The 26,210-nt window shown below is 59.9% G+C and carries 28 protein-coding genes; 25 read left to right on the forward strand and 3 right to left on the reverse strand.

Annotation, left to right across the window (positions count from 1 at the left end):
- Positions 1-29 precede the first annotated feature (29 nt).
- From ugpB to rsmI, 3 genes are all read right to left on the reverse strand, one after another.
- Positions 30-1,343 carry a sn-glycerol-3-phosphate ABC transporter substrate-binding protein UgpB gene (gene ugpB / locus GAO09_RS01700; RefSeq protein ID WP_153352691.1) on the reverse strand — a complete coding sequence of 438 codons (1,314 nt, stop codon included), beginning with the start codon at positions 1,341-1,343 and terminating at the stop codon, positions 30-32.
- Positions 1,344-1,473: 130 nt separating this feature from the next.
- Positions 1,474-1,854 (reverse strand): YraN family protein, encoded by a 381-nt coding sequence (locus GAO09_RS01705; protein WP_153352322.1) that lies wholly within the window; start codon positions 1,852-1,854, stop codon positions 1,474-1,476.
- On the reverse strand, positions 1,829-2,758 hold the full coding sequence (gene rsmI / locus GAO09_RS01710) for a 16S rRNA (cytidine(1402)-2'-O)-methyltransferase (protein ID WP_338015037.1): 930 nt from the start codon (positions 2,756-2,758) through the stop codon (positions 1,829-1,831). The genes GAO09_RS01705 and rsmI overlap by 26 nt, the downstream gene beginning before the upstream one ends.
- A gap of 255 nt (positions 2,759-3,013) precedes the next feature.
- Here rsmI and dnaN point away from each other — a divergent pair, with 255 nt between their 5' ends.
- The 25 genes from dnaN to GAO09_RS01830 all read left to right on the forward strand — a co-directional run bounded on the left by dnaN (position 3,014) and on the right by GAO09_RS01830 (position 26,154).
- Positions 3,014-4,132, forward strand: coding sequence for a DNA polymerase III subunit beta (gene dnaN, locus GAO09_RS01715; RefSeq protein WP_153352324.1), 1,119 nt, complete (start codon positions 3,014-3,016; stop codon positions 4,130-4,132).
- A gap of 125 nt (positions 4,133-4,257) precedes the next feature.
- Complete coding sequence (pmtA, locus tag GAO09_RS01720) at positions 4,258-4,851, forward strand: phospholipid N-methyltransferase PmtA (RefSeq protein ID WP_153352325.1); 594 nt, start codon at positions 4,258-4,260, stop codon at positions 4,849-4,851.
- Positions 4,852-4,856: 5 nt separating this feature from the next.
- Positions 4,857-5,444 carry a histidine phosphatase family protein gene (locus GAO09_RS01725; protein ID WP_153352326.1) on the forward strand — a complete coding sequence of 196 codons (588 nt, stop codon included), beginning with the start codon at positions 4,857-4,859 and terminating at the stop codon, positions 5,442-5,444.
- Between the two features lie 3 nt (positions 5,445-5,447).
- Positions 5,448-6,158, forward strand: a complete 711-nt coding sequence (gene pyrF, locus GAO09_RS01730; RefSeq protein WP_153352327.1) for an orotidine-5'-phosphate decarboxylase — start codon at positions 5,448-5,450, stop codon at positions 6,156-6,158.
- A 26-nt stretch (positions 6,159-6,184) separates the two neighbouring features.
- Positions 6,185-6,472: a DUF1330 domain-containing protein gene (locus tag GAO09_RS01735; RefSeq protein ID WP_132276346.1), complete on the forward strand. Its 288-nt coding sequence runs from the start codon at positions 6,185-6,187 to the stop codon at positions 6,470-6,472.
- A gap of 189 nt (positions 6,473-6,661) precedes the next feature.
- Positions 6,662-7,642 (forward strand): complex I NDUFA9 subunit family protein, encoded by a 981-nt coding sequence (locus GAO09_RS01740; protein ID WP_153352328.1) that lies wholly within the window; start codon positions 6,662-6,664, stop codon positions 7,640-7,642.
- Between the two features lie 240 nt (positions 7,643-7,882).
- Positions 7,883-8,035 carry a hypothetical protein gene (locus GAO09_RS29500; RefSeq protein WP_209018567.1) on the forward strand — a complete coding sequence of 51 codons (153 nt, stop codon included), beginning with the start codon at positions 7,883-7,885 and terminating at the stop codon, positions 8,033-8,035.
- Positions 8,036-8,301: 266 nt separating this feature from the next.
- Positions 8,302-8,994 (forward strand): glutathione S-transferase family protein, encoded by a 693-nt coding sequence (locus GAO09_RS01745; protein ID WP_153352329.1) that lies wholly within the window; start codon positions 8,302-8,304, stop codon positions 8,992-8,994.
- Complete coding sequence (gene queG, locus GAO09_RS01750) at positions 8,975-10,186, forward strand: tRNA epoxyqueuosine(34) reductase QueG (RefSeq protein ID WP_153352330.1); 1,212 nt, start codon at positions 8,975-8,977, stop codon at positions 10,184-10,186. The genes GAO09_RS01745 and queG overlap by 20 nt, the downstream gene beginning before the upstream one ends.
- Positions 10,186-11,058 carry an SDR family oxidoreductase gene (locus tag GAO09_RS01755; RefSeq protein ID WP_153352331.1) on the forward strand — a complete coding sequence of 291 codons (873 nt, stop codon included), beginning with the start codon at positions 10,186-10,188 and terminating at the stop codon, positions 11,056-11,058. Before queG ends, GAO09_RS01755 begins: the two co-directional genes overlap by 1 nt.
- Before the next feature lie 395 nt (positions 11,059-11,453).
- Positions 11,454-11,858 carry a septal ring lytic transglycosylase RlpA family protein gene (locus GAO09_RS01760; RefSeq protein ID WP_209018568.1) on the forward strand — a complete coding sequence of 135 codons (405 nt, stop codon included), beginning with the start codon at positions 11,454-11,456 and terminating at the stop codon, positions 11,856-11,858.
- A 92-nt stretch (positions 11,859-11,950) separates the two neighbouring features.
- Positions 11,951-13,231, forward strand: coding sequence for an RsmB/NOP family class I SAM-dependent RNA methyltransferase (locus GAO09_RS01765; RefSeq protein WP_153352333.1), 1,281 nt, complete (start codon positions 11,951-11,953; stop codon positions 13,229-13,231).
- A 163-nt stretch (positions 13,232-13,394) separates the two neighbouring features.
- Positions 13,395-14,654, forward strand: coding sequence for an imelysin family protein (locus tag GAO09_RS01770; protein ID WP_153352334.1), 1,260 nt, complete (start codon positions 13,395-13,397; stop codon positions 14,652-14,654).
- Between the two features lie 138 nt (positions 14,655-14,792).
- The gene (locus GAO09_RS01775) at positions 14,793-16,361 is read left to right on the forward strand and encodes a di-heme oxidoreductase family protein (RefSeq protein WP_410767989.1); all 1,569 of its coding nucleotides are present in this window, start codon (positions 14,793-14,795) and stop codon (positions 16,359-16,361) included.
- 1 nt (position 16,362) lies between these two features.
- Entirely contained in the window at positions 16,363-17,463 is a 1,101-nt protein-coding gene (locus GAO09_RS01780; protein ID WP_153352335.1) for an imelysin family protein, read from the forward strand.
- A gap of 3 nt (positions 17,464-17,466) precedes the next feature.
- Complete coding sequence (locus GAO09_RS01785; RefSeq protein ID WP_153352336.1) at positions 17,467-18,552, forward strand: DUF1513 domain-containing protein; 1,086 nt, start codon at positions 17,467-17,469, stop codon at positions 18,550-18,552.
- A gap of 37 nt (positions 18,553-18,589) precedes the next feature.
- Complete coding sequence (locus tag GAO09_RS01790) at positions 18,590-19,045, forward strand: TspO/MBR family protein (RefSeq protein WP_153352337.1); 456 nt, start codon at positions 18,590-18,592, stop codon at positions 19,043-19,045.
- A 90-nt stretch (positions 19,046-19,135) separates the two neighbouring features.
- Entirely contained in the window at positions 19,136-19,585 is a 450-nt protein-coding gene (locus tag GAO09_RS01795; RefSeq protein WP_153352338.1) for a PaaI family thioesterase, read from the forward strand.
- Positions 19,582-20,235: a 5'-methylthioadenosine/S-adenosylhomocysteine nucleosidase gene (locus GAO09_RS01800; RefSeq protein WP_153352339.1), complete on the forward strand. Its 654-nt coding sequence runs from the start codon at positions 19,582-19,584 to the stop codon at positions 20,233-20,235. The genes GAO09_RS01795 and GAO09_RS01800 overlap by 4 nt, the downstream gene beginning before the upstream one ends.
- A gap of 83 nt (positions 20,236-20,318) precedes the next feature.
- Complete coding sequence (gene guaA, locus GAO09_RS01805) at positions 20,319-21,896, forward strand: glutamine-hydrolyzing GMP synthase (RefSeq protein WP_153352340.1); 1,578 nt, start codon at positions 20,319-20,321, stop codon at positions 21,894-21,896.
- Between the two features lie 209 nt (positions 21,897-22,105).
- Entirely contained in the window at positions 22,106-22,714 is a 609-nt protein-coding gene (locus tag GAO09_RS01810; RefSeq protein ID WP_153352341.1) for a YkoF family thiamine/hydroxymethylpyrimidine-binding protein, read from the forward strand.
- A 37-nt stretch (positions 22,715-22,751) separates the two neighbouring features.
- Positions 22,752-23,570, forward strand: a complete 819-nt coding sequence (locus GAO09_RS01815) for an ABC transporter permease (protein ID WP_153352342.1) — start codon at positions 22,752-22,754, stop codon at positions 23,568-23,570.
- On the forward strand, positions 23,567-24,364 hold the full coding sequence (locus GAO09_RS01820; RefSeq protein WP_153352343.1) for an ABC transporter ATP-binding protein: 798 nt from the start codon (positions 23,567-23,569) through the stop codon (positions 24,362-24,364). Before GAO09_RS01815 ends, GAO09_RS01820 begins: the two co-directional genes overlap by 4 nt.
- A gap of 31 nt (positions 24,365-24,395) precedes the next feature.
- On the forward strand, positions 24,396-25,412 hold the full coding sequence (locus GAO09_RS01825; protein WP_153352344.1) for an ABC transporter substrate-binding protein: 1,017 nt from the start codon (positions 24,396-24,398) through the stop codon (positions 25,410-25,412).
- 151 nt (positions 25,413-25,563) lie between these two features.
- Positions 25,564-26,154 (forward strand): YqaA family protein, encoded by a 591-nt coding sequence (locus GAO09_RS01830; protein ID WP_153352345.1) that lies wholly within the window; start codon positions 25,564-25,566, stop codon positions 26,152-26,154.
- Positions 26,155-26,210 lie beyond the last annotated feature (56 nt).

The raw sequence follows: 26,210 nt of genomic DNA on the forward strand, positions 1-26,210 counted from the left end.
GGTCCCCTCCCTCATTTCAAAGCCAATGGTTAGTTGGCGGCCTGGAACTCGCGCAGGATGGTGTTACCGCGCTCGACGGCAGCGTCGAGAGCCTGCTTGGCGTCCTTCTTGCCGGACAGGAGCGACTGGAACTCTTCGTCCACAACGGTGCGGACCTGGGCAAAGTTGCCGAAGCGAACGCCCTTGGAGTTGGCAGTCGGCGTACCGCGCATGATCTGCTTGATCGAAACGTCGGCGCCCGGGTTCTTTGCGTAATACCCCTGGCTCTGGCCAAGCTCATAGGCAGCATTGGTGATCGGCAGGTAACCGGTGAACTGGTGCCAGTCAGCCTGGACTTCCGGCTTCGACAGGTAGGAGAAGAACTTTGCAACGCCCTTGTAGGTCGCATCGTCCTTGCCGTTCAGAACCCACAGCGTTGCGCCACCGATGATGGAGTTTTTCGGCTCCTTGGTTTCATCGTCGTAATAAGGCAGCGGAGCGAAGCCCGGGGTAAAGTTCTTGGCATTGTTGATGACGCCAGCGCGACCGGCCGACGAGTTCATCGTGATGGCGCATTCCTGGGCGTAGAACATGGTGGCTGCCTGATCGCCGCCAACCGGGCCGCCGTACTTGAAGAGGCCTTCATCCTGCCACTTCTTCAGGTTTGCCCAATGCTTGACCTGCAGGTCGCCATTGAATTCGAACTTGGTGTCGAAGCCACCAAAACCGTTTTCGAGCGAGCCGAACGGCTTGTCGTGGATGGCGGAGAGGTTTTCAGTCTGAACCCAGGTGATCCAGGCAGAGGTGAAGCCGCACTTGGCAGCGCCCGAGGTCACGATCTTCTTCGAAAATTCCTCGACTTCCTTCCAGGTCTTTGGAGCAACTTCCGGATCAAGGCCAGCCTTCTTGAAGACGTCCTTGTTGTAATACATGATCGGCGTGGAGGAGTTGAAAGGCAGCGACAGGATGTTGCCTTCGGTATCCGAATAATAGCCGGTGACCGGCGTCAGGAACGACTTGGTGTCGAACGCTTCGCCCTGGTCAGCCATCAGCTTATAGACCGGGTAAACGGCGCCCTTGGCGGCCATCATCGTGCCGGTGCCGACTTCGAAAACCTGAACGATGGCCGGCTGCTGCTTGGCGCGGAAAGCGGCAATCGCTGCATTGAGGGTTTCCGGGTAGGTGCCCTTGTAGGTCGGGACGACCTTGTATTCGGACTGGCTTTCGTTGAACTTCTGAGCGACTTCCTCGAGCTTCTTGCCGAGTTCGCCACCCATGGCGTGCCACCAGGTGACTTCGGTCGCGGCAAGCGACGTGGTTGCAGACAGTGCGACTGCAGCAGCAGCCAGAACAAGCTTCTTCATCATGGGAGTACACCCCTCTCCGCCAGTTAATGGTGACGGAGGGATAGTGGGCTTATGTGACAACAACGTAACAGACTCGTGACGGAATGATTACAGTCACTTAACGGGCATGCACAGCATTGCAATTGCTTCAGAATACATCTTGAAAATGTTTGGGAAAACGGCCCGGAAGCACGGCGATGACATCATATCGAAGTGAAAGAAGATGGGCATCACGCCTGCGTGACAGCCATTGCTCGGAAGCGGAATGGATGCGTTTTTGCGTCTCGTAGCCGACAGCGTCGAGAGCCAAGCCCTGTTCTCGCCGCGCCTTGACTTCAACAAAGGCCACGAGATTACGCTTGCGGGCAATGAGATCGATCTCGCCGCTCTTGGTTTTGTAACGCATGGCGAGAATACGGTAGCCCTTAAGCAACAGAAAAGCGGCCGCCAGATATTCGGACCAGTGGCCCCGGCGTTCGGCGCGACGGCGAATTTCCCGTCGATCAGCTTTCTGTCTGGCCGGGCTCATCCTCTCCCTTCAGGGCAATGAGGCGCTGGTAAAGGTCTTTTTTCGACAGGCCAGTCAGGCGTGCCGCCTCGGCTGCAGCCTTCGAGGTCTGCATGGTCGACGCCAATTCACGCAAAAGCACATCGACCTCGACCGCGCCCGGGACGTCATCATAATCCGGTGGCCCGACGACGAGGACGATCTCGCCCTTCACGGTAATATCATCGCCATTATAATGATCGGCCAGTTCGCCGAGCGTGCCGCGGCGAAACTCTTCGAATGTCTTGGTCAGTTCGCGACAGACACAGGCTTCACGCTCCCGGCCCAATACGTCAGCGGCAGAGGCAAGCGTTGCGGCGATGCGGTGCGGGCTCTCGAAAAAGATCAGGGTCGAGGGTATTTTCGACAGTTCCGCGAGACGGTCACGGCGTCCTTTTTCCTTCACCGGCAAAAAGCCGGCAAACAGAAACGCGTCCGACGGCTGGCCGGAACCGACGAGGGCCGCCAGCGGCGCTGAAGCACCCGGAATGGGAACAACACGAAAACCGGCCGAGATCGCCAGCTGACCCAGACGGTAACCGGGATCGGACACCAGCGGCGTGCCGGCATCCGAGACGAGCGCCACCGACTTGCCGCCTTCCAGCGCCGCCAGCAGCTTTGGCCCAACCTCATCGGCATTGTGTTCGTGATAGGCATAAGGCTTGTTGACGATCCCAAAGCGGTCGAGCAACACGCGGGTGACGCGGGTATCTTCGCAGGCAAGAACATCGGCACCGGAGAGCGTTTCCAGCGCGCGCAGCGTGATATCGCCGAGATTACCGATCGGCGTTGCGACCAGATAGAGCGCAGGCTCCAGCGGCCGGGCAGGCACAAACGTGTTTGCGACCCGATAACCGCGCGTTGCCGTTTTTGTCTCTTCCGTCACTCTATTCTCGCTTTCATGCTGTCTTTCCGCCTTTATGGTCGAGGCGCAGGACTTCGGCAAGCCACGGCAATGATCGCTTTTCTGTGCGCATCATCGATGCGGAACAGCGAATTGGGGCAGGCGATGCCTCCACCCTCTTGCGTTTGCTCGTAAATGTCTGCCATTTTGCCCGTCCACATCCATCCGCCTTCCGGGCGGACGACAATAACATACGGTCCGGTCTCCGGCCCGGCACGGTCGAAAGCGATAGCGTCCATGCGTATTACTCTTGAGCGATCCAACCTTCTGAAGTCGCTGAACCACGTTCACCGCGTGGTCGAGCGCCGGAACACGATCCCGATCCTGTCGAACGTTCTGATGCGCGCATCCGGCGCCAATCTCGAACTCAAGGCGACCGACCTTGATCTCGAAATCACCGAGAGCGTGCCGGCCATGGTCGAGCAGGCCGGTGCCACCACCGTTCCGGCGCATCTTCTTTACGAAATCGTCCGCAAGCTGCCGGACGGCTCGGAAGTGATGCTGGCCACCACGCCGGATGGCGGTTCGATGACCGTGCAGTCGGGCCGCTCGAAATTTTCGCTGCAGTGCCTGCCGGAAACCGATTTCCCGGATCTGACCGCCGGCACATTCAGCCATACGTTCAAGCTGAAGGCGACCGATCTCAAGATGCTGATCGAGCGCACGCAGTTTGCGATCTCGACCGAAGAGACGCGTTACTACCTCAACGGCATTTTCTTCCACACGATCGAAGCCGGTGGCGCATTGAAGCTGCGCGCCGTTGCCACCGACGGTCACCGTCTGGCCCGCGCTGATGTGGAAGCGCCGTCCGGTTCGGAAGGCATGCCGGGCATCATCATTCCCCGCAAGACGGTCGGCGAATTGCAGAAGCTGGTCGACAATCCGGAACTCATCGTCACGGTCGAGCTGTCGGATGCAAAAATCCGCCTGACGATCGGCGAGATCATCATGACATCGAAGCTGATCGACGGCACGTTCCCGGATTACCAGCGCGTCATTCCGACCGGCAACGACAAGGAAATGCGCGTCGATTGCCAGAGTTTTACGCGCGCCGTTGACCGTGTTTCGACCATCTCGTCGGAACGTGGCCGCGCCGTGAAGCTCGCGATCTCCGAAGGCCAGCTGACGCTCACCGTCAACAACCCGGATTCGGGTAGCGCCACGGAAGAAGTCGCCGTCGGTTACGAAAACGACGCGATGGAAATCGGCTTCAACGCCAAATACCTGCTGGACATCACCGCCCAGCTTTCCGGCGACGACGCCATCTTCATGCTGGCCGATGCCGGCTCTCCCACACTGGTGCGCGATACGGCGGGCGATGACGCCCTTTATGTCCTGATGCCGATGCGCGTCTAGGATTGGACAAGGCGGCTAGAAATAGCCGCCTTTTTTCATGGCATTTTGAGGCAGCGACATTTTGCCTTGTTTTGGCGACATTTGAGCCCACATAAAACGCTGCGAAACAGCGAGGAGACTGACGGATGGAACTGCGCTTGAAGGAACGGCTCGGCCGCAAATTTGACGAGGAAATCCGTTTCTTCAAAGGCTGGATGGATGGCCCGAAAAGCGTTGGCGCGATCTGCCCAACCTCCTCCGTCACCGCCAAGCGCATGGCAAGCGTCATTAATCCTTCGTCGGGCCTGCCGGTTCTCGAACTCGGCCCGGGCACCGGCGTCATCACCAAGGCAATCATCGAGCGCGGCATCGCGCCGGAAAACCTGGTGTCGATCGAGTTCTCGACGGATTTCTACCAGAACCTCGTCAAGACCTACGAAGGCGTGCACTTCATCAATGGCGACGCCTTCGATCTGGACAAGACGCTGGGTGACAAGAACAATGTGATCTTCGACAGCGTCATTTCCGCCATTCCGCTCTTAAGCTTTCCGATGGAGCGCCGCATCGCGCTGATCGAAGACCTTCTGAACCGCATGCCGGCCGGTCGCCCGGTGATCCAGATCACCTATGGCCCGGTCTCCCCGGTCATCGCCAAGCCGAGCAGCTACAAGATCAAGCATTACGATTTTGTCGTCCGCAACATCCCGCCGGCCCAGCTCTGGGTTTACACGCGCGGCTGACGCGCATGGGTTTCGCGCTCTATATCACTCACCCGCAGGTGCGGATCGACCCGGCCGTGCCGGTGCCGCGATGGGGCATGTCCGATATCGGGCGGGCACGGGCGGAACAGGCGGCGCGCTCCGAGTGGGCAAGACAGCTGGGCCGCATCGTTTCCAGCGACGAGACCAAAGCCATCGAGACAGCCGAGATATTGGCTGCCGCCAATGACCTCCCGGTCACGATCGCCCGCGACACCCACGAGAACGACCGGTCGGCGACCGGCTTTCTGACACCCCCTGAATTCGAAAAAGCCGCTGACTGGTTCTTCGCCCATCCGAACGAAAGTTTTCACGGTTGGGAACGGGCAATCGATGCGCAGACCCGCATCGTTTCGGCCGTGGAGCGCATTCTTTCCGATCACGATCCGAAAGTCCCGATCGCATTTGTCGGCCACGGCGGTGTCGGCACACTTCTGAAATGCCATCTGGCCGGCAAGCCCATTGCCCGCAATGGCGACCAGCCTGCCGGCGGCGGCAATCTCTTCTGCTTTGATCTTGCGAACCGCGCCATCTCATGCGACTGGACCCCTATCGAGATCTGGCAGGGAGTTTAGACCATGAGCGCACGTGACCGACTGATCGTAGGCCTGGACATTCCCACGATTGCCGAGGCCGAAGCGATGGTCGCGACGCTCGGCGACAGCGTTTCCTTCTACAAGATCGGTCACCAGCTGGCCTTTATCGGCGGCCTGGAACTGGCCCGCGATCTCGCGAAAGACGGCAAGAAAGTCTTTCTCGACATGAAGCTGCTCGACATCGACAACACGGTGGCGAAGGGCGTCGAAGCGATTGCCGGCATGGGCATGACCATGTTGACGCTGCATGCATACCCGAAGGCGATGCGCGCTGCAGTCGAAGCAGCCAAGGGATCCGACCTCTGCCTGCTGGGCGTAACGGTGCTGACCTCGATGGATGCGGCAGACCTGACGGAAGCCGGTTATGCCCACACGCCGGAAGAACTGGTGCGCATCCGCGCAACACAGGCACGCGAAGCCGGAATGGGCGGCATCGTCTGCTCGGCGGAAGAATCTGCCGTGGTGCGCGACATCGTCGGCCCGAACATGGCAGTCGTGACGCCCGGCATTCGCCCCAAGGGCGCCGATGCCGGCGACCAGAAACGCGTCGTCACACCTTATGATGCCCTGAAGGCCGGCTCGACGCACCTCGTGGTCGCTCGCCCGATCGTAAAAGCTACCGAGCCGAAACAGGCTGCGGACGCCATTCTGGAAGAGATGCGGCAGGCGCTATGGCCTGCAAACGACGCCTGAGCGTCGAACAGGGGGAGGAGAAGACAATGCCGAAAGGGTACTGGATCGCTCGTGTCGATGTACGCGATGCCGAGCGATACAAGGATTATGTGGCAACAGCCAAACCTGCCTTCGAACGTTTTGGTGCGAATTTTCTCGCGCGCGGCGGGCCGGTCAGCCACCTAGAAGGCGAAGCTCGCAGCCGCAATGTCGTGATCGAGTTTCCATCCGTTCAGGCGGCAATCGACTGCTATAATTCGCCGGAATATCAGGCCGCGGCAAAAATCCGCCAGGAAGTGGCCGACGCCGACATGCTCGTGGTCGAAGGGGTTTGATCGTCCGGATTTTTCCGTTCGAAATTCGGCTGCGTTCTTGCGCAAGATCAACGCGCAAGACCATCGGACCCGCATCATCGCGAGCGCCGGACATTGTGTTCTCCCGCGCTACGCAACCACTTCACCTGTCGTTGCGTTTCGGCTAAGAGAATGCGACAACCCGCCACAGGCCCATTCCCGGAGCATGCCATGACCGCGTCCAATCTTCCGCCACTCGTTACCGTCTTTGGAGGTTCGGGCTTTGTCGGGCGATACGTGGTGCGAGCATTGGCCAAGCGTGGTTACCGCATTCGTGTCGCGGTTCGCCGTCCGGATCTCGCCGGTTTCCTGCGCCCTGACGGTTATCCTGGCCAGATCGCTCTGATGCAGGCAAACTTGCGCAACAAGGAATCCGTCGAACGCGCCGTTGCTGGCGCCTCGCATGTGGTCAACTGCGTCGGCATCCTGTTCGAAAGCGGCAAGAACAAGTTCGATTCCATCCAGGATCTGGGTGCAAAGACCGTGGCGGAAGCAGCAGCAGCGGCCGGTGCGAAGCTCACTCATATTTCCGCGATCGGTGCCGACCCGAAATCCGCCTCCACCTACGCAAGCTCGAAGGGCCGCGGTGAAGCCGCCATTCTGGCAGCCCTGCCGGATGCGGTCATCCTTCGCCCGTCGATCGTGTTCGGCAAGGAAGACAATTTCTTCAACAAGTTTGCCGCCATGGCCCGCAACCTGCCTTTCCTGCCGCTGATCGGCGGCGGCAAGACGAAATTCCAGCCGGTTTTCGTCGGCGACGTGGCGGAAGCCGTGGCGCGCTCGGTCGATGGCAAGGTGGCAACGGGCAAGACCTATGAACTCGGCGGCCCGGAGGTCATGACGTTCCGCAACTGTCTCGAGACCATTCTGCGCGTCACCTGTCGCAAGCGCAGCTTGGTGTCGCTGCCCTTCGGCATCGCATCGTTGATCGGCAAGATCGCGCAATCGGTTCCGCTGATCACCCCGCCGCTGACATCGGATCAGGTCACGCTGCTGAAGACGGACACCGTTGTTTCCGACGCCGCCAAGACCGAAGACCGCACGCTTTCCGGCCTCGGCATCCAGCCCACGCTCCTGAGCAATGTGCTTCCGCTTTACGTGGTGCATTATCGCCCGCAGGGCCAGTTCACCAACACCGGCAAAGCCGCCTGAGCTTTTAGAATTACGGCGAAATAATGAGCGCGAGCAGGCAATGCTCGTGCTTTTTTACATTTATGATGCGGCACAGTGTGACACAAACATCGCACTAGGAAATAGCATCGCGTTAACCGCAGATTCAGTAGAATCCCCTATTGTATCTTTGAAATCCGCCGAATAAATCCCGGGCTTCAGGATTTCAGGAAAGACATTCCCACCGTGACAGAAGTACCTTCCTCCGAAAGGCCAAATTCCATGGGCAAGTCCATCGCACTGTTTTTTGCGTGTGCGGCACTGATCATTCTCGCAGGCTCGTTCATGGCGCCCGGCACGGTTGCCGCCGGAAAGGGTTCCTGCGCTCCGGCCTATGGCGTCGACCCCTGCAGCACGGGTTCGATCGCTCACTGAGCAGACAAGACAATTTCTGATGATTGAGGGTGAGTGCCATGGCGCTCACCCTTTTTCTTTGCGCAAACGCGAGCGCCCCAGCACGGTTAACGGCCGAACGGCATTCTTGATCATTTGTTAGAAAAATTAACTTAAAATGCCGAGAATTGTCGTTCTGGCCGCTTGGTCTGGTAATTAGGCTGTGTCGCCTTATGTCAGCCACATTCGGGACTTGGAGGTCTTCTCCGACTTCCGCTGATAATTGCAGTACCAACAATCGAGTCCAGATGCCCACGCTCTATCATCACCCCATGTCGTCTGCCTCCCGGTTCGTGCGGCTTATCCTGGCCGAATACGGGTTTCAGACCGACCTCGTGGAAGAGCAGACCTGGGAAAAGCGTCGGGAATTTTTGGCCCTCAATCCGGCCGGCACGCTTCCCGTCTATGTTGACGACAATATGCGGGTGCTGAGCGGGCCGAACGTGCTGCTCGAATTTCTCGATGAAACCCATGGCGTATTGAAGCGCGAGCGCCGGCTTCTGGCCGAGGACCCGTTTCAGCGCGCGGAAATCCGCCGCCTGACCGAATGGTTTTTGCTGAAGATGGAACGGGACGTGACGCTGCCGCTGACGCGCGAACGCGCCTACAAGCTGCAGATGAGCGCGGCCCATGGTGGCGGCGCGCCGGATTCGAAAGTGCTGCGTACATCGCGCGCCAACATTCGCCAGCATATGAAATATCTGTCATGGCTTGCCGGTTCGCGCCCATGGCTTGCCGGCGAACGGCTGTCCTATGCGGATCTGGCGGCCGCCGCCTCGATCTCCGTGCTCGACTATCTCGGCGAGATCGATTGGCAGGAGACACCGATTGCCAAGGAATGGTATCAGAGGCTGAAATCGCGGCCGTCCTTCCGGCCGCTTCTGGCGGAACGTGTCCGCGGCCTAACCCCGGTGTCCCATTATGCGGATCTCGACTTCTGAGAATGAGCCCGATGCTGCGCGGGCAGATGCCCCATTGCTGCCGGCTGCCCGCTCGGAAAAGGACCGCCTGCGCACCAGCAAACTGACGGCGCTGATCAAGGCGGAAGCGCAAGCCCAGGGTTTTGATCTCTGTCGCATCACCTCGCCCGACAGTATTCCACACGCACCTGCTCGCCTTGTCGAGTTCGTTGAGGCCGGTCGCCACGGCACGATGGCGTGGATGGAAGAAACGCGCGAACGTCGCGGTGACCCGAAGGTGCTGTGGAGCGAGGTTCGCTCGATCGTGATGTTCGGCATAAATTACGGGCCGGACGAGGATCCCCGTGGCCTGCTGGCAAAGCCGGACAAGGGCAATATTTCCGTCTACGCCCGCAACCGTGATTACCACGACGTCATCAAGGGACGGTTGAAGGAGATCGCCACGCGGTTTGCCGCCCGCGACAGCGTCGATGTGAAAGTGTTCGTCGATACGGCACCGGTGATGGAAAAGCCGCTGGCGGCAGCCGCCGGTCTTGGCTGGCAGGGCAAACACACCAACCTCGTCAGCCGCACGCATGGATCATGGCTGTTTCTCGGCAGTCTTTTCACGACAGCCGAACTGGATTTCGACGATACCGAGCGTGACCATTGCGGTAAATGCCGCGCCTGCCTCGATGCCTGTCCGACCAACGCCTTCCCGGCGCCCTACCAGATCGACGCACGACGGTGCATTTCCTATCTGACGATCGAGCACAAGGGGCCGATCGCGCCCGAGTTCCGGCCGCTGATCGGCAATCGCATCTATGGCTGCGACGACTGTCTGGCCGCCTGTCCGTGGAACAAGTTTGCCGCAAGCGCCAGCGAGATGAAGTTGCAAGCGCGCGAGGATCTGAAGGAGCCGTCGCTCGCTTTCCTGCTGACGCTGGACGACGCACAGTTCCGCAGCTTCTTCAGCGGCTCGCCGGTGAAGCGCATCGGCCGTGACCGGTTTGTGCGCAACACACTGATCGCTGCCGGCAATTCGGGTGATCGCGGTTTCATTGAGATCTGCACCACTCTATCTCGTGATGTTTCGGCCACCGTGCGCGGCATGGCGGTATGGGCGCTTGCTCGATTGATGAGCCGCGAAGAATTCGAACGGTTTGCGTCTGCTCGCGTTATCGATGAGGATGGCGAGGTCGAAGCGGAATGGGCAATGGCAGGAGCGGCATAATGCAGGTCATGATCTTTGGTGCTGGGTATTCCGGGCAGGCAATCGGCGCGGAAACCCTGGCCAGAGGCAAGGCGGCATGCGGCACGACGCGCGGCCCTGACAAGCTTGCCGAACTCGGCAGCCGCGGCATCACACCTTATATATATAGCGGCGAGAATTTTGCGCCCGAACTGCACCGCGCCATGCGCACGATCACCCACCTCGTGCAGTCCATCCCACCCGGCGCGGAAGGCGACAGCGTTTTGCGTCTGACCGGGCGCGATCTGAAAAAATGGTTTCCGGCGCTGACCTGGGTCGGTTATCTGTCGACCGTCGGCGTTTACGGCAATCACGACGGTGCCTGGGTGGACGAAACAACTCCGTGCCATCCGAAATCGGCACGCGCGCTCGAGCGTGTGGCAGCCGAACGGGCATGGCAGGAAGCGGGTCAAGCAGCCGGCATTCCGGTCGCCATTTTGCGGCTGGCCGGCATATACGGCCCCGGTCGCAATGCCTTCGTCAACCTGGCCCGCGGCACGGCACACCGCATCATCAAGAAGGATCAGGTTTTTAACCGCATTCGCGTCGAGGACATCGCAGCGGCAACGCTGTTCCTCGCCTCATCGAAGACCGGCGGCATTTTCAACATCACCGATGACGAACCCGCACCGCCGCAGGATGTCGTGACGGAAGCGGCACGCCTGATGGGCGTGGATCCACCACCGGAACAAGCGTTCGAAACAGCCGAGATGCGGCCGATGGCGCGCTCATTCTATGGCGACAACAAGCGCATCTACAATACGGCCATATGCAACCTTGGATTTCAATTTCAACACCGGGATTACCGTACATCGCTGGCCGACCTCTGGTCCTCCGGACGCTGGAAAGGCTGATCCACCGGCTTGGAAACAGCACCGTAAAAGCCACAAAAACGGATGAAATTTCCTACCAAGGCCATGTGTCAGGTCATAAATTCTTAATAATATGGGCGGCGCCTCACAAAAATTCCGCAAATTGGGCGGCAAAAATCACTGCCGCGCAAAATTATTTTCGCGGTTTTTGTGATCAGTGTGACAGTGCCATGACAAGCGGAATGGTTTTGCGGTTTTTACTGATTTTACTGCGATTCTTGCGTGTCCGTTAACGATTTAGCAACCTGCAGATTCATCACGCATGTTAACGCGTGAAATATTCCGTGATCGAAAAGCCCACTTTTTCGCCTTTTTTGCCCCCGCCTTAGCGTCGGCCACCGCAAATGCGGCTCTTCGACCACTGGGGATACTCCGATTTGAACTTCGTCCGACGCTCACTTTCCATCGCAGCTGCCGTAGCTGCTCTCAGCTGTCTCGGTACTGCGCAGGCAAATGCTGCGCCTGGTTGTGGACATGCCTCCTGGTATGCCCTGACCTCCAAAACCGCATCCGGTGAACGCATGAATGCCAGCCTGATGACCGCAGCCCATCGTTCGCTGCCGTTTGGCACCAAGGTTCTGGTCACCAACAAGCGCAACGGCAAAAGCGTCGTCGTCCGCATCAACGACCGTGGCCCATTCATTCGCGGCCGCATCATTGATGTTTCCAAGGCTGCCGCCAAGAACATCGGTATGGTCTCTTCCGGCACTGCACAGGTCTGCTATCAGGTCGTCGATGGCGGCAACCAGAAGGTCGCGGCCAAGGGCGCCAAGGAAGGCTGATCAGCCTGACAGCTTCGTCGCCACCTCTTGCCCTGCCGCTGAAACCCCGATAGGACCCCGGCCATACGGGTTCAACCGATACGGAGTTTGACATGCGACTGGGCGGACGAGTAGCCGGAGCAATCGAGGTATTGGCAGATATCGAGGCGCGCAGGCGCCCTGTCGCCGATGCTCTCAAGGACTGGGGCCTTTCCCATCGGTTTGCCGGATCAGGCGACCGCGCCGCGATCGGCAATATCGTTTATGACGCGCTGCGCATGCGCCTGTCGCATGCCTGGCTGATGGAAGACGAAAGCCCGACAGCCCTCGCCTTTGCCGTTCTGATCCGCCAGTGGGGTTTTTCACCCGAGACACTGGCCGCAGAACTGGAAGACGATAAGTTCGCACCGGCCCTGCCTTCCTTCGAGCCGCTTCTTTCCCGCGACCTTGCTGACGCGCCGCTCCACATTCAGGGCGACATTCCCGACTGGGTTCAGCCATCCTTCGAAGCCGGTTTCGGCGAGAATTGGCTGGCGGAAGCCAAGGCGCTGGCCGGGCGCCCGACCCTTGATCTGCGCGCCAACACATTGAAGGCGTCGCGCGACAAGGTGGTGAAGGCGCTGGACCGCTCGGGTGCTGCCGCCTCTCCGATCGCCCGCAACGGCGTCCGCATCGCCGCCGGTGAAGGTCCATCACGTCTACCCAACGTCACGGCCGAACTTTCGTTCCAGAAAGGCTGGTTCGAGGTTCAGGATGAGGGATCGCAGATCGTTGCCGATCTTGTCATGCCGGCCGAGGGCGCACAGGTGCTGGACTATTGCGCTGGCGGTGGCGGCAAGACGCTCGCCATGTCGGCTGCCATGCACAACAAGGGCCAGATCCACGCCTATGACACCGATCGCAAGCGACTGGCGCCGATCATCGAGCGCCTGAAGCGTGCCGGCGTGCGCAATGCGCAGGTTCATGACGATGTGCGCCGCATGGAGAACCTGAAAGAAAAGCTCGATACCGTGCTGGTCGATGCGCCCTGCACCGGCACCGGCACATGGCGGCGCCGCCCCGACACCAAATGGCGTCTGACGCAGAAGAATATCGAGGAGCGCACCGGCCAGCAGCAGGAAGCGCTGACCGAGGCTGCGGCTTATGTGAAGCCGGGTGGAACGCTGATTTACATCACCTGTTCGGTGCTGCCGGAAGAAAACGATGCGCAGGCACGTCGTTTTGCCGAGAGCAATCCGGAATTTTCGATCGAGCCTGCGGCCCCTGCCTGGGATGCATTGTTCGGCGAAAACGCCCCACGTCCGCATTCGCGTGACAACGCCACGCTGACGCTCACGCCCGCTTCGACCGATACCGACGGCTTCTTCTTCTGCCGTCTGCGCCGTAAGGCCTGATTTCGCCCTGGCAACACAGCTTGAACGGTCGATAACATAGGCCGTTCAAGTACATGCTGTTGTTTGGAAATACTCCAAACTAGATTATTTGACACAAGTTACCAAAAGCGCGATGAAATCCGTCTCGCAGCCTCGAGATCAACGGGCTGCATCAGGAGGGACGATGATCCGCAAGACCTTGTTCGGCGCAACCTTCGCGCTGCTTTCCGCCTCGGCGGCCTTTGCCGCGACAGAACCCGCGGCCGTGATCAAGCATTACGCCGATGTGGCGCATGCCAAATACGAAGACTCGCTGACGACAGCCAAGGCGCTTGATACCACCATCGACGCGCTGATCGCCAAGCCGAGCGCCGACACGCTGAAGGCGGCGCGCGCGGCCTGGATTGCAGCGCGTGTGCCCTACCAGCAGAGTGAAGTTTACCGTTTCGGCAATCCGCTGGTCGATGACTGGGAAGGCAAGGTGAATGCCTGGCCGCTGGATGAAGGCCTGATCGACTATGTCGATGCCTCCTACGGCACCGAAAGCGATTCCAACGCCTATTACACCGCCAACATCATCGGCCATCCGACGCTGACGGTGAACGGTGAAACGATCGACGCAAAAAAAATCACGCCGGAACTGCTGGAAAGCCTGCAGGAAGCCGGCGAGGTCGAGGCCAATGTCGCGACCGGTTACCACGCCATCGAGTTCCTGCTCTGGGGCCAGGATCTGCATGGCACCGAAGCCGGCGCCGGCGAGCGCGCCTACACCGACTATGACAAGGCCAATTGCACCAATGGCAATTGCGACCGCCGCGGCGAATATTTGAAGGCAGCATCGACACTGCTGATCAAGGATCTGCAGGAAATGGTCGACGCCTGGGCACCGGGCGGCGAAGCGACGAAAAACGTCGAGGCTGATCCGAAGGCGGGCCTGACCGCCATCCTCACCGGCATGGGCTCGCTTTCCTACGGCGAACTCGCCGGCGAACGCATGAAACTCGGCCTGCTGCTGCATGATCCGGAAGAGGAGCATGATTGCTTCTCCGACAACACCCATGCTTCGCACCTGAACGATGCCGTCGGCATCGCTGCGGCCTATACCGGCAACTACACCCGCGTTGACGGCACCAAGATGACCGGCCCGTCGCTCTCGGATCTGGTGAAAGTCAAGGACGCAAAGATCGACACCGAGATGACCGGCAAGCTCGACGCGACGCTGGCCGCCATGAACGCCATGGCAGACCGCGCCAAGGGTGGCGAAGCCTATGACCAGATGATCGGCGACGGCAATAAGGAAGGCAACGCCGTCGTGCAGAAGGCAATCGACGGGCTGATCGACCAGACCAAGACGATCGAACGCGTCATTACCGCTCTCGACCTCGGCTCGGTTTCGCTCGAAGGCTCTGACAGCCTTGACAACCCGGACGCAGTCTTCAAATAGGCCGTTAAAAACTGCGCATCCGCGACAAGATGCTTGTCGCGGATGCCATGAAAATGTCGGATCGTGCCCGCATGAGGCGAATTGTTCGCCGCCATGCGCGTTGCGTCGCGATCCACCCCGTTATGTGAGTTTCGTTCCATGAAGACGTCGAGGGCATTGCTTTTGGTGCTGCCGGTTCTTGTCGCTGTGCCTGTTCTCATGCCGCCGCTGGTGACCTCGACTGTTTCGGCGCAGGACGTGCCTGCCGCCGACACCCCCGTCATGCCGCAGGAACGCACAGATCTCACACCAAAAGATCGCAAACGCGTGGACAGTGTCACGCGCCCGACCGATGATTTTTCCAAACCCGAACAGTTCGAGACCATGCAGGGTGGTGCGGCGACCACAAAAGCCACCGTCAACGGCAACATCTTTTCGCATTTCTCCACCAACCTGACCTTTCAGGAGGAGGAGACGTTCAAGCTTGGCAACGCGCTTTTCACCAAGCTGTGGGTGGCCGCACCGTCGTCGACGCAGGCGTCCGATGGTCTCGGGCCGCTGTTCAATGCGCGCGGCTGTCAGAGCTGTCACCTGAAGGATGGCCGCGGCCATCCGCCGGAAGGCGCGCCCGACGCCACCTCGATGTTTTTGCGGCTGGCACGTCCGGCCAAGACGGATGCGGAAAAGGCGGCTGTTGCAGAACACAGGGTGTTGAACTTTCCCGATCCGGTCTACGGCGAACAATTGCAGGATCTCGCCGTGCAGGATCTGGCCATCGAAGGCCGGATGAAAGTCACTTACGAGGAAATCCCGGTGGAACTGGCAGGTGGCGAAAAGGCGTCCCTGCGCAAGCCAACCTATTCGATTTCCGACCTTGGTTACGGACCCATGCATCCCGACACGACACTGTCGCCGCGGGTCTCGCCGCCGATGATCGGGCTCGGACTGGTACAGGCCATCCACGAAGCCGATATTCTGGCGAACGCCGACCCGGACGACAAGAACGAGGACGGCATTTCCGGCAAGGCCGCATTCGTGCGCGATCACCGCACCGGCGAGCTGAAACTCGGCCGCTTCGGCTTCAAGGCCCAAAATGCCTCGATCCGCGACCAGAGTTCATCCGCCTTTGCCGGTGACCTCGGCATTTCGACACCGGATGCGCCGCGCGATTTCGGCGATTGCACGCAGGCACAGACCAAATGTCTGACATTGCCGACCGGCGTGCAGGAGCGCTTGGGGCCGACCGAAGCACCCGATCCGGTGATGGATCTCGTCACCTTCTATTCCGAAAACCTGGCCGTTCCGGCCCGCCGCGACATCGACAATCCTACCGTGCTGCGCGGCAAGGAAATGTTCTACACATCCGGCTGCACCAGCTGCCATACCCCGAAATTTGTGACGCGGCGCGATGCCGGCAACAAGGCGCAGGCGTTCCAGCTGATCTGGCCCTATGCCGATTTCCTGCTGCACGACATGGGCGAAGGCCTTGCCGATGGCCAGCAGGTTGGCGATGCCGATGGCCGCGAATGGCGCACCCAGCCACTCTGGGGCATCGGCTTGACGAAAACCGTCAACAACCACACCTTCTTCCTTCACGATGGCCGCGCCCGGAACCTGACCGAGGCGGTTCTCTGGCACGGCGGCGAGGCGCAGGCCGCGCGCGACGCCTTTGCGGACCTGCCCAAGGATGACAGACAAGCCCTCATCACCTTTCTGGAGTCGCTGTAAAATGCGCAAACTTTTCGTCGCCAGCCTTGCTCTGCTGATGCCGGCCGCCGTTTTGGCGCAGGAGCCCGCCCCGGCAGTGACCCTGCCCGAAGCCAAGGTGAAGGCAGTGATGACGGCGGCGGTCGATGGGTTCATCAAGCCGGGTTACGATGCGTTTGCGGCATCTGCGGCATCGACGACCAAAGTGGTTGGTGTGCTTTGCGCCTCGCCTTCCAAGGCAAATTACGAGGCGGCGCAAGACGCATTTCGAGACACGGCAAAAAGCTGGGCGCATATCGAAATCGTCCGCACCGGCCCAATCATCGAGCAGAACCGCTTCGAGCGCATCCTGTTTTACCCCGACCGCAAGAGCACCGGCCTGAAACAGGTGCAGGCGGTTCTTTCAAAATCCGACGAGTCCGCCACCGATCCCAAAACGCTCGGCACCAAGAGCGTTGCGACCCAGGGCCTTGGCGCATTGGAATATCTGCTGTTCGGCGCGGATGCCCAGATGCTGGCAACAGCGGAGAAGGACAGTTTTCGTTGCAGGTACGCTCAGGCCGTTGCCGGCAATATCGCCAATGTGGCCGAGGAAGTGTTGGGCATCTGGGATGCTCCCGATGGCATCCGGAAAGCCTGGGAAGAACCCGGCCCGAACAACCCGGCCTTCCGCACAGGCGGTGAGGCGATGACGGCGCTGCTCGGCATTCTTGTCCATGGCGCGGAAGCCGTGCGCGACCAGCGCATCGAGACGTTTTACAAAGGCCCAGACAAGGCAAAGTTTCCCAAACAGGCGCTGTTCTGGCGCTCGCAAAACACTTGGCCGTCCGTCATCGCCAATATCGACGGGCTGAAAACACTGCTTGCCACCTCCAACATGGGCGATCTGCTGCCGGAAAAGGACAAGCCGGTGGTCGCAACAATCGATGCGCAATTGACGGCAATGGCGACGACAGCTGGCAGCGTGACGCCAGATCTCGAAAAAGCCGTGGCCGATGAAGGCGAGCGCCAAAAACTCGATACGCTGCTCGCCGAGGGCAAGGACGTTATCTCCAAGCTGAACGATGGATATGGCGGCGCCATCGGCCTCAGTTCCGGTTTTTCCTTCGCTGACGGCGACTAATCCATGGTCTGGCGCGGTGAAACAATCGACCGACGGGCATTCCTGAAAGCTGCCGGCGTGGCCTTCACCGCCGCGCTTGCACCCGGTTCGTTACAGGCGCTGGAGCGAACGGACGCGGTCTATGCCTCCGGTTTCCGCGCACCGGACGGTTCTTTCGGCATCGCCACCGTGTCCGAACGTGGCGAGATCATCGACCGCGTTGCTCTGCCCGCCCGCGCCCATGGTCTCGCGCATAGCGCTGCGACCGGCCGCATCGTTGCTTTCGCGCGCCGGCCCGGCACGTTTGCGATGATTTTCGATGCCTTGCGACAGGCCGAACCGGTGATCATCACCGCACCCGAAGGCCGCCACTTTTACGGCCACGGCCATTTTTCGCCGGATGGTTCGCGCCTCTACGCCAGCGAAAACGACTTTGAAGGCAATCGCGGCATGATCGGCATTTATGACGCCACCGACCGTTTCCAGCGTATCGGCGAGTTCGATGCCCATGGTCTGGGCACGCACGATATGACCGTGTCCGACGATGGTTCAATGCTGGTGATTGCCAATGGCGGCATCGAAACCCATCCGGATTTCGGCCGTACCAAACTCAATCTAGATCATATGGAGCCATCGCTGGTTCTGCTGGATGCGCGTAGCGGTGCCCTGATCCAGAAACACGCCCTGCCGCCGTCGCTTTCCCAACTTTCCACCCGTCATCTCGATATCGGCGACAATGGTCGCATCTGGTTTGCCTGCCAATGGGAAGGCGCGCGCAACGAACTGCCGCCGCTGGCGGGGTGGATTTCCAAGGGTGAAGACATTTCGCTTCTCGACCTGCCGGAGGAAACGACTGTTCGCCTCGGCAATTATGTCGGCGCCATCGCCGTCAATCGTCGCGAGGGACTGGTTGGCCTGACCTCACCTGTGGGCGGGGCTGCGGTAACGCTGGATGCCAAGACCGGCGCGGTGCTGCGCGAAGAGATCGTCCGCGAGGCTGCCGGCGTTGCCCCTGCCCCCTCCGGCATCGCAGTATCCAGCTATGATGGGCACTTCAATGCGACCGAGAATGCGGTCGCCTGGGACCAACATATCATTTCCCTAAAATAAGCTTTACTCTGGCTTTTGGCGGCCCTATGTCAGGTCTATGCGAAAACTGACAACCTATATTTTATTTGTTGCAGCATGCGTCGCCATCGGCGTTCTGAGTGGCATCGCCAACATGCCCGGCGAGTGGTATCAGGCGCTGGAGAAACCGCCGCTCAATCCACCGAACTGGATCTTTGGCCCGGTCTGGGCAGCGCTTTACGTGATGATCGGCACAGCACTCGCCGAAACATGGTTCGATGAGAACAATCGCAACCGGTTGATCGTGTTCGGTCTGCAGGGCATTTTCAACATCTGCTGGTCGCCCGCCTTTTTCGGCATGCAGAACCCGGTTTTGGGTCTGGCCATCATCGTGCCGATGCTGTTTTTCATTCTTCTTTTCATCGCCATGAGTTGGAACCCCAACCGCAAGGCGGCGCTTCTTTTCGTGCCCTATGCCATCTGGGTATCGTTTGCCACCTATCTCAATCTTGCCATCGTGCTGTTAAATCCCTGATCTATGCCCGCCTCAGACATCGTGGAACGAGGCGCCGCTTGCGATCGCCGACTGCCTCGTGCAAGTTCGCGGTGACCAACAGGAGCAGACATGACAGTGATCGACCCCGGCGACTTTCAGACACGCATCGAAAAAAGCTTTGCCAGCCAGGGCGCGATGGCCATGCTCGGTGCCGAACTGACACGGGTCGAGCGGGGGAGCGTCGAGATCGAGATGCCGTTCGACCCAAAACTCACCCAGCAGCACGGCTTTCTGCATGCCGGTGTCATTGCCGCTGGCCTCGATTCCGCCTGCGGTTATGCCGCCTATACGCTGATCGAGCCGGAAGCATCCATTCTCACTATCGAATTCAAGATCAACCTGATGTCACCGGGCCGTGGCGAGCGCTTTCTGTTTCGCGGCGAAATCACCAAGCCGGGTTCCACCATCATCGTAGCCGACGGGCGCGCTTATGCGTTGGGCGACGGGCCGGCCAAGCTGATCGCCTCGATGAGCGGCAGCATGATGGTGATCCGTGGCCGCGAGGACCTTGCCGAATGACCGCGCCGCTCTTGATTGCGCCCACCAAACAGGTCGCCGGAAAATCCGTCCTCTTCGTGATGGCGGTGGATGCCGAATACGGACCGCATCTCAAAAGCCGCATCACGCCGCTGATGACCGGCGTCGGCCCGGTGGAAGCAGCCGTCGTGCTTTCCCGCGAACTGACACTACTGGAAACCGCTGGCGGCTTGCCACATCTGGTCGTTTCGCTCGGCTCCGCCGGTTCGCGCAACCTCGAGCAGACCGGTGTCTATCAGGTTTCCTCTGTTGCCTATCGCGACATGGATGCATCACCGCTCGGCTTCGAAAAAGGCGCAACACCGTTTCTCGATCATCCCGCCATTCTTCCCTTGCCGCTCGCTGTTCCGGGAATACCGCGGGCCTCGCTTTCGACCGGCGGCAATATCGTTTCCGGCGCAGCCTACGACCTGATTGCTGCCGACATGGTGGATATGGAAACCTTTGCGGTCATGCGCTGCTGCCAGCTTTTCGACGTGCCGCTGATCGGCCTGCGCGGCATTTCCGATGGCAGGCAAGAGCTGAAACATGTCGGCAACTGGACCGAATACCTTCATGTGATCGACGAAAAGCTGGCCGACGCCGTCGATAAACTGACAAAGGCGATCGAAAGCGGCCAGCTTCCGCTATGAAGCCAGCGAGAATCCGCTATGCGCTGGCGGTTTTCTGCCTTTGTCCGGTTGCCAGAAATGCCAAGTTTCTCTAAAGGCTCGCCATGACCCAGATAGCTCATCCCGACAGCATCCTCATCATCGATTTCGGCAGCCAGGTAACGCAGCTGATTGCGCGCCGCGTGCGCGAAGCAGGCGTCTACTGCGAAATCCATCCTTTCCAGAGCGCCGCAGAAGCTTTTGACAAGCTCGCGCCCAAGGGCGTGATCTTCTCCGGCGGCCCGGCTTCGGTCACCACCGAAGGCAGCCCGCGTGCACCGCAGGCGGTGTTCGACAGCGGCGTGCCGATCCTCGGCATCTGCTACGGCCAGCAGACACTCTGCACCCAGCTCGGCGGCGTCGTTGAAGGTGGCCATGCCGCCGAATTCGGCCGCGCCGATGTGGAAGTGAAAAAAGCCAGCCCGCTTTTCGACGGTTTCTGGGAACAGGGCGGCCGTTACCCGGTCTGGATGAGCCACGGCGACCGCGTGACCAAACTGCCGGAAGGCTTTGAAGTCATCGCGACCTCGGAGAACGCCCCGTTCGCCATCGCGGCCGATGAAAGCCGCCACTACTACACGACGATGTTCCACCCTGAAGTGGTGCACACGCCGGATGGCGCAAAGCTGCTCTCCAACTTCGTGCACAAGATCGTCGGCCTGAAATCCGACTGGACCATGGCCGCTTACCGCGCCGAAATGATCCGCAAGATCAAGGATCAGGTCGGCAATGAGCGCGTCATCTGCGGCCTGTCCGGCGGCGTGGATAGCTCGGTTGCAGCAATCCTCATCCACGAAGCGATCGGCGACCAGCTGACCTGCATCTATGTCGATCACGGCCTGATGCGTCAGGGCGAGACCGAACAGGTCGTCGGCATGTTCCGTGATCATTACAACATCCCGCTCGTGGCTGTTGATGCATCCGACATGTTCCTGACGCAGCTTGCCGGCGAAAGCGATCCGGAAGTGAAGCGCAAGACGATCGGCCGTCTGTTCATCGAGGTTTTTGAAGCGGAAGCGGCAAAGATCGCTGCCGACGGCAAGGGCGATCCGCGTTTCCTCGCACAGGGTACGCTCTACCCTGACGTCATCGAAAGCGTCTCCTTCTCCGGCGGCCCGTCTGTGACGATCAAGAGCCACCACAATGTCGGCGGCCTTCCCGAGCGCATGAACATGCAGCTCGTCGAGCCGTTGCGCGAACTGTTCAAGGACGAAGTTCGTGCATTGGGTCGCGAACTCGGCATGCCGGACTCGTTCATCGGCCGTCACCCCTTCCCTGGTCCAGGCCTCGCCATCCGTTGCCCGGGCGGAGTAACACGAGAAAAACTCGACATCCTGCGCAAGGCGGATGCGATCTATCTCGACGAAATCCGCAAGGCTGGTCTCTACGACACGATCTGGCAGGCTTTTGCCGTGCTGCTGCCGGTACAGACCGTCGGCGTGATGGGTGACTATCGCACCTACGAGTTTGTCTGCGCGCTTCGCGCCGTCACCTCGGTCGACGGCATGACGGCGGACTTTTATCCCTACGACATGAATTTTCTCGGCCGCGCAGCGACCCGCATCATCAACGAAGTGCGCGGTATCAACCGCGTGGTTTACGATGTGACGTCGAAACCGCCGGGCACGATCGAGTGGGAATAAGCGGAGCAATCCGTTCTGACTGAGATTGCAAGGGAGGGCGAAAGCTCTCCCTTTTTTCGTTTGCCGGAAAAGCATCTTGCCAGCCACCCGGCGTCACGCTAAGAACGCGCCATCACAGGGGTGCTCCGTAAGGCCGGGGCTGAGATTTGGTCGCATGACCATGGACCCTCAAGCTGATCTGGATAATGCCAGCGGAGCGAGGTAGAGCGATGTTTTCCGGCGCGCAGATTTCTTTGTATCCCATGACCGACGATTTCGTCGGCGTCATCACCAATGCGCTCTCTGCGCTCGATCCCTATCGTGAAAAACTGCGGATCGAAACGGACGATATCTCCACCCTGCTCGTCGGCACGCCTGATGTCGTGTTCGCCGCCATGCGCGACCTCTTTGCCGCGGCAGCGGCAAGCGGCAAACATTGCGTCCTGCATGCCACCATTTCTCGTGGCTGCCCCGGTGAACCGGATGACCCGATGTGTCAGGTGCCGGAATTTTTGGGGCCCTGGGCTCCGCTCGACGAGCGCAAGGCGAAGGCACATGCCGCTGTCGCCGACGCACCGGTCATCGGCCAGGAATCGGCGGCACAGTTCTCGCTCTACACGCTCGGCATCGACGGCCATATGGACGAAATCTACGGCTGCATCGATTTCGTGAAGAACTCGGGCACGTTCGAAAAATCGAAAAACTTCTGCACGAAGCTGCGCGGCGATACCGGCGCGGTTTTCTCCACCGTGCACGAAGCGCTGGTGCGTTTCGGTCCGCCGGCCGGCCATGTGACGATCGACCTGACGGTTTCCGCCAACAGCCCTTCCAAGCGCTGATTTTTCACGCGCTCTCTCGATCGGCCAAGGCCTCGTCATGTCGTTTTCGCAGTCCCAAAGTGGGCGGATTGCCGTCCAGATGATTTCCCATATCCGCCACGCCCTGCCCGCCGTTCTGGCGGTCGGTAGCCTTGTGCTGATCTGGGAAGCCTATGCGCATTTTTCCGGTGTTTCGCCCACGACACTACCGGCACCGTCACGAGTTCTGGCGCAGGCGTACGAATACCGGCAGGCGCTGCTCGACAATGCCATACCGACACTGCGCGCCACGTTGACCGGTTTTGCGCTTTCGCTGATCGCAGCCTTCCTTCTGTCGATCATTGTCGATTTCGTACCGCGCCTGAAACGGGCGCTGTTTCCCGTCTTAATTATCAGCCAGACCTTGCCGCTGGTGGCGATCGCACCGCTGATCGTGTTGTGGTTCGGCTTCGGGCTTCTGCCAAAGATCCTGCTCGTGGCACTGGTCACCTTCTTTCCCATGCTGGTGGCGTTATCCAAGGGTTATGAGGCGACAGAGCCGGAACTTGAACAGTTACTGGCCTCGATGGGCGCGCCGCGCTGGAAACTGTTCTGGCTGGCCCGTCTACCCTCTTCCCTGCCCTTCTTTTTCGCGGGCTTGAGAATTTCCATCACCTATGCGGTCGTCGGCGCGATTTTTGCCGAATATGCGGGGGCGGCCAAAGGGCTCGGCATCTACATGCTGAATGCCAAGAACAATTTTCGCCCCGACCTCGTGCTAGCCGCCGTGTTGGTGAGCGCCGCGCTGACGCTTTGCTTGTTCGCAGCAGCCGTGCTGGCGGAACGACTGGCCATGCCATGGACGCGTCGGACTTCCACCGGAGGGCCAATCCGATGAGCGCGCCAAGGTTGACGCTTGATCAGATCGGTTATCGGTATGGCGACCTGCCGGTACTCGAAAACATTTCCATGGCCGTGCAACCGGGAGAGTTCGTCTCGATCCTCGGGCCATCCGGCTCCGGAAAATCCACGCTGTTTCGGCTGTTGACCTGCGCCATCACCACGGACATCGGCGCGATAGCATTCGATGGCAAGCCTCTCGCGGAAGCCGGACGCCCCTTCGCCTTCATGCCGCAACGGGATGCGCTGATGCCGTGGCGAAAGATCATCGACAACACCACACTGGGCCTTGAGGTTCAGGGGATGCGCCGTGCCGTGGCACGCGAGCGTGTGGCACCGCTGTTTGCCGAGTTCGGGCTTGCTGGTTTCGAACAGAACTATCCGGCAGAACTTTCCGGTGGCATGCGGCAACGTGCGGCACTGTTGCGAACCGTCGTGCAGGACAAGCCGATGCTGCTGCTGGATGAACCTTTTGGCGCGCTCGATGCGCTGACGCGGGCCGGCATGCAGCGCTGGCTTGAGGGCATGTGGGCACAGCACCGCTGGACGGCAATGCTCGTGACTCATGACGTGCGTGAGGCCGTGCATCTTTCCGACCGCATCTATTTGCTGTCACCTCGCCCGGCAAAGGTGATCCGCGAGATCGAAATCGATCTGCCCCGTCCGCGCGGGCGCGATGCCGCCACGCAGGTGCGGGCGGCGGCGATCGAGGCGGACATTCTCGAGACGCTTCTCAAGCCCGATCCAGATCATTCCGGCAGTTCACCGACACGGTCATTCGCTGCCGAGTAAAAATTCACGCGTTTCAGGAGGATTGAACGCCATGACCATGCTCACCCGCCGCACCGCTCTTGCGTCCGCTGCCGGCCTTGCCTTAGCACCACTGCTGGGCCTTCCGGCACGAGCGAGCAACCAGACGGTAAAGGTGGCGCTCGACTGGACGCCGAACACCAACCATATCGGCCTGTTCGTGGCCCGGGATAAAGGTTTTTATAAAGAGGCGGGTCTGGACGTCGAAATCCTGCCCTACACCGACACCTCGGCCGGCACGCTGGTTGCCAACCATGTCGCCGATTTCGGCGTGATCGGTTCGATCGGCCTGTTCACCCAGCACTCGGCCGGTGCCGACCTGATCGGGACATATGCGATCGTGCAGCACGAGACCGGACGCGTGGTCTTCAAGGCCAGTCGCGACGACATCAAGAGCCCCAAGGATCTCGATGGCAAGACCTATGGCGGGTTCGGCAGCGCCTGGGAAAATGCGCTGCTGAGCGCGATGATCCGCCATGATGGCGGCAAGGGTGAATTCGAGACGGTGACGCTCGGCACATCGGCCTATCAGGCGCTGGCAAATGGCTCGGTGGATTTCACGCTGGAAGTCTATACTTGGGAAGGCGTGCAGGCCGAACTGGAAGGCCTGAAGCAGAAGGCTTTCCGGTATGCCGATTATGGCGTGCCGGACGAACATACGGCCCTGCTCGGTTCCAGCAGAAAGTTTCTCGATGCCAAGCCGGACGTGGCCAAAACTTTCCTGCAGGCCACACAGAAGGGTTATGCCTTCGCCATCGACAACCCCGATGAGGCAACCGACCTGCTGATCTCCGCCAACAAGGATGCGCTCACCAATCGCGCGCTCATCCGTGCCTCTCTGCAGGCGCTGATCGACGGCCATTATCTGCGTACGGAAAGCGATGTCGTCGGAAAGATTGATCCGGCCAAGATGGAAGCGATCGGCACCTATCTTTTCGACGCGAAAATCCTGAAAGACGGCGACGGCAAGGTGCTCGAAGCCAAGCCGGACATGGCGCGCTATTTCACCAATGAGGCATTCGGAGGATAAAACAGTCTCCGTCGAACCTCTGCGAATGCCTGCCACCCCTCAGGCATTCGCTATCTGACGGCCAGACAATGGCCATTTTTGCACTGCAGCAAGTTTACAAGCTCAGTTCACGTCGATAGACCTCGACGCACGACAGATCGGGGACCATTGCATGCTGCGCAGACTCTACGACTGGACCATGGCGCTAAGCGCCCGCAAGGCTGCCTCGACATGGCTTGCCGTCATCGCTTTCGTGGAGAGTTCGATCTTTCTGGTGCCGGCAGATGTGCTGTTCCTGCCGATGGCTTTGGCCCGACCGCAGCGCGCCTGGCGTTACGCACTGATCGCGACAGTCGCTTCCGTTCTGGGGGGCATTGCCGGCTGGTGGATCGGTTATTATGCGTTCGACGCGATCGCCAAACCCATCCTGGAATTCTACGGCAAGCTGGACACGTTCGAAGAACTTCGGTCCGGCATCACATTCGAAATGGTGGTGCTATTCCTGGTCACGTCGGGGCTGGCGCACCTGCCGCCGATCAAGGTCGTCACCATTCTGGCGGGGGCGGCGCATGTAAACATCTGGTTGTTCATCGGCTCGGCAATCGTCGCGCGCGGGGCGCGTTTTTACCTGCTGGCTTGGCTTTTGCGGCGGCATGGCGAAGGTATCCGCCACTTCATCGAACACCGTCTTGGCCTGATAACTGCGATCGGCGCAGGCGTGCTGCTCGTCGGTTATGTCGGCTACAAATTTCTGACGCACTGAAGTTTTCAGCAGTCACGAATTTTCAGCAGCGCATGCCAAAGCTCATCTCTCGTTGA

This window comes from Endobacterium cereale (assembly GCF_009617585.1).
Lineage (GTDB): Bacteria > Pseudomonadota > Alphaproteobacteria > Rhizobiales > Rhizobiaceae > Neorhizobium > Neorhizobium cereale.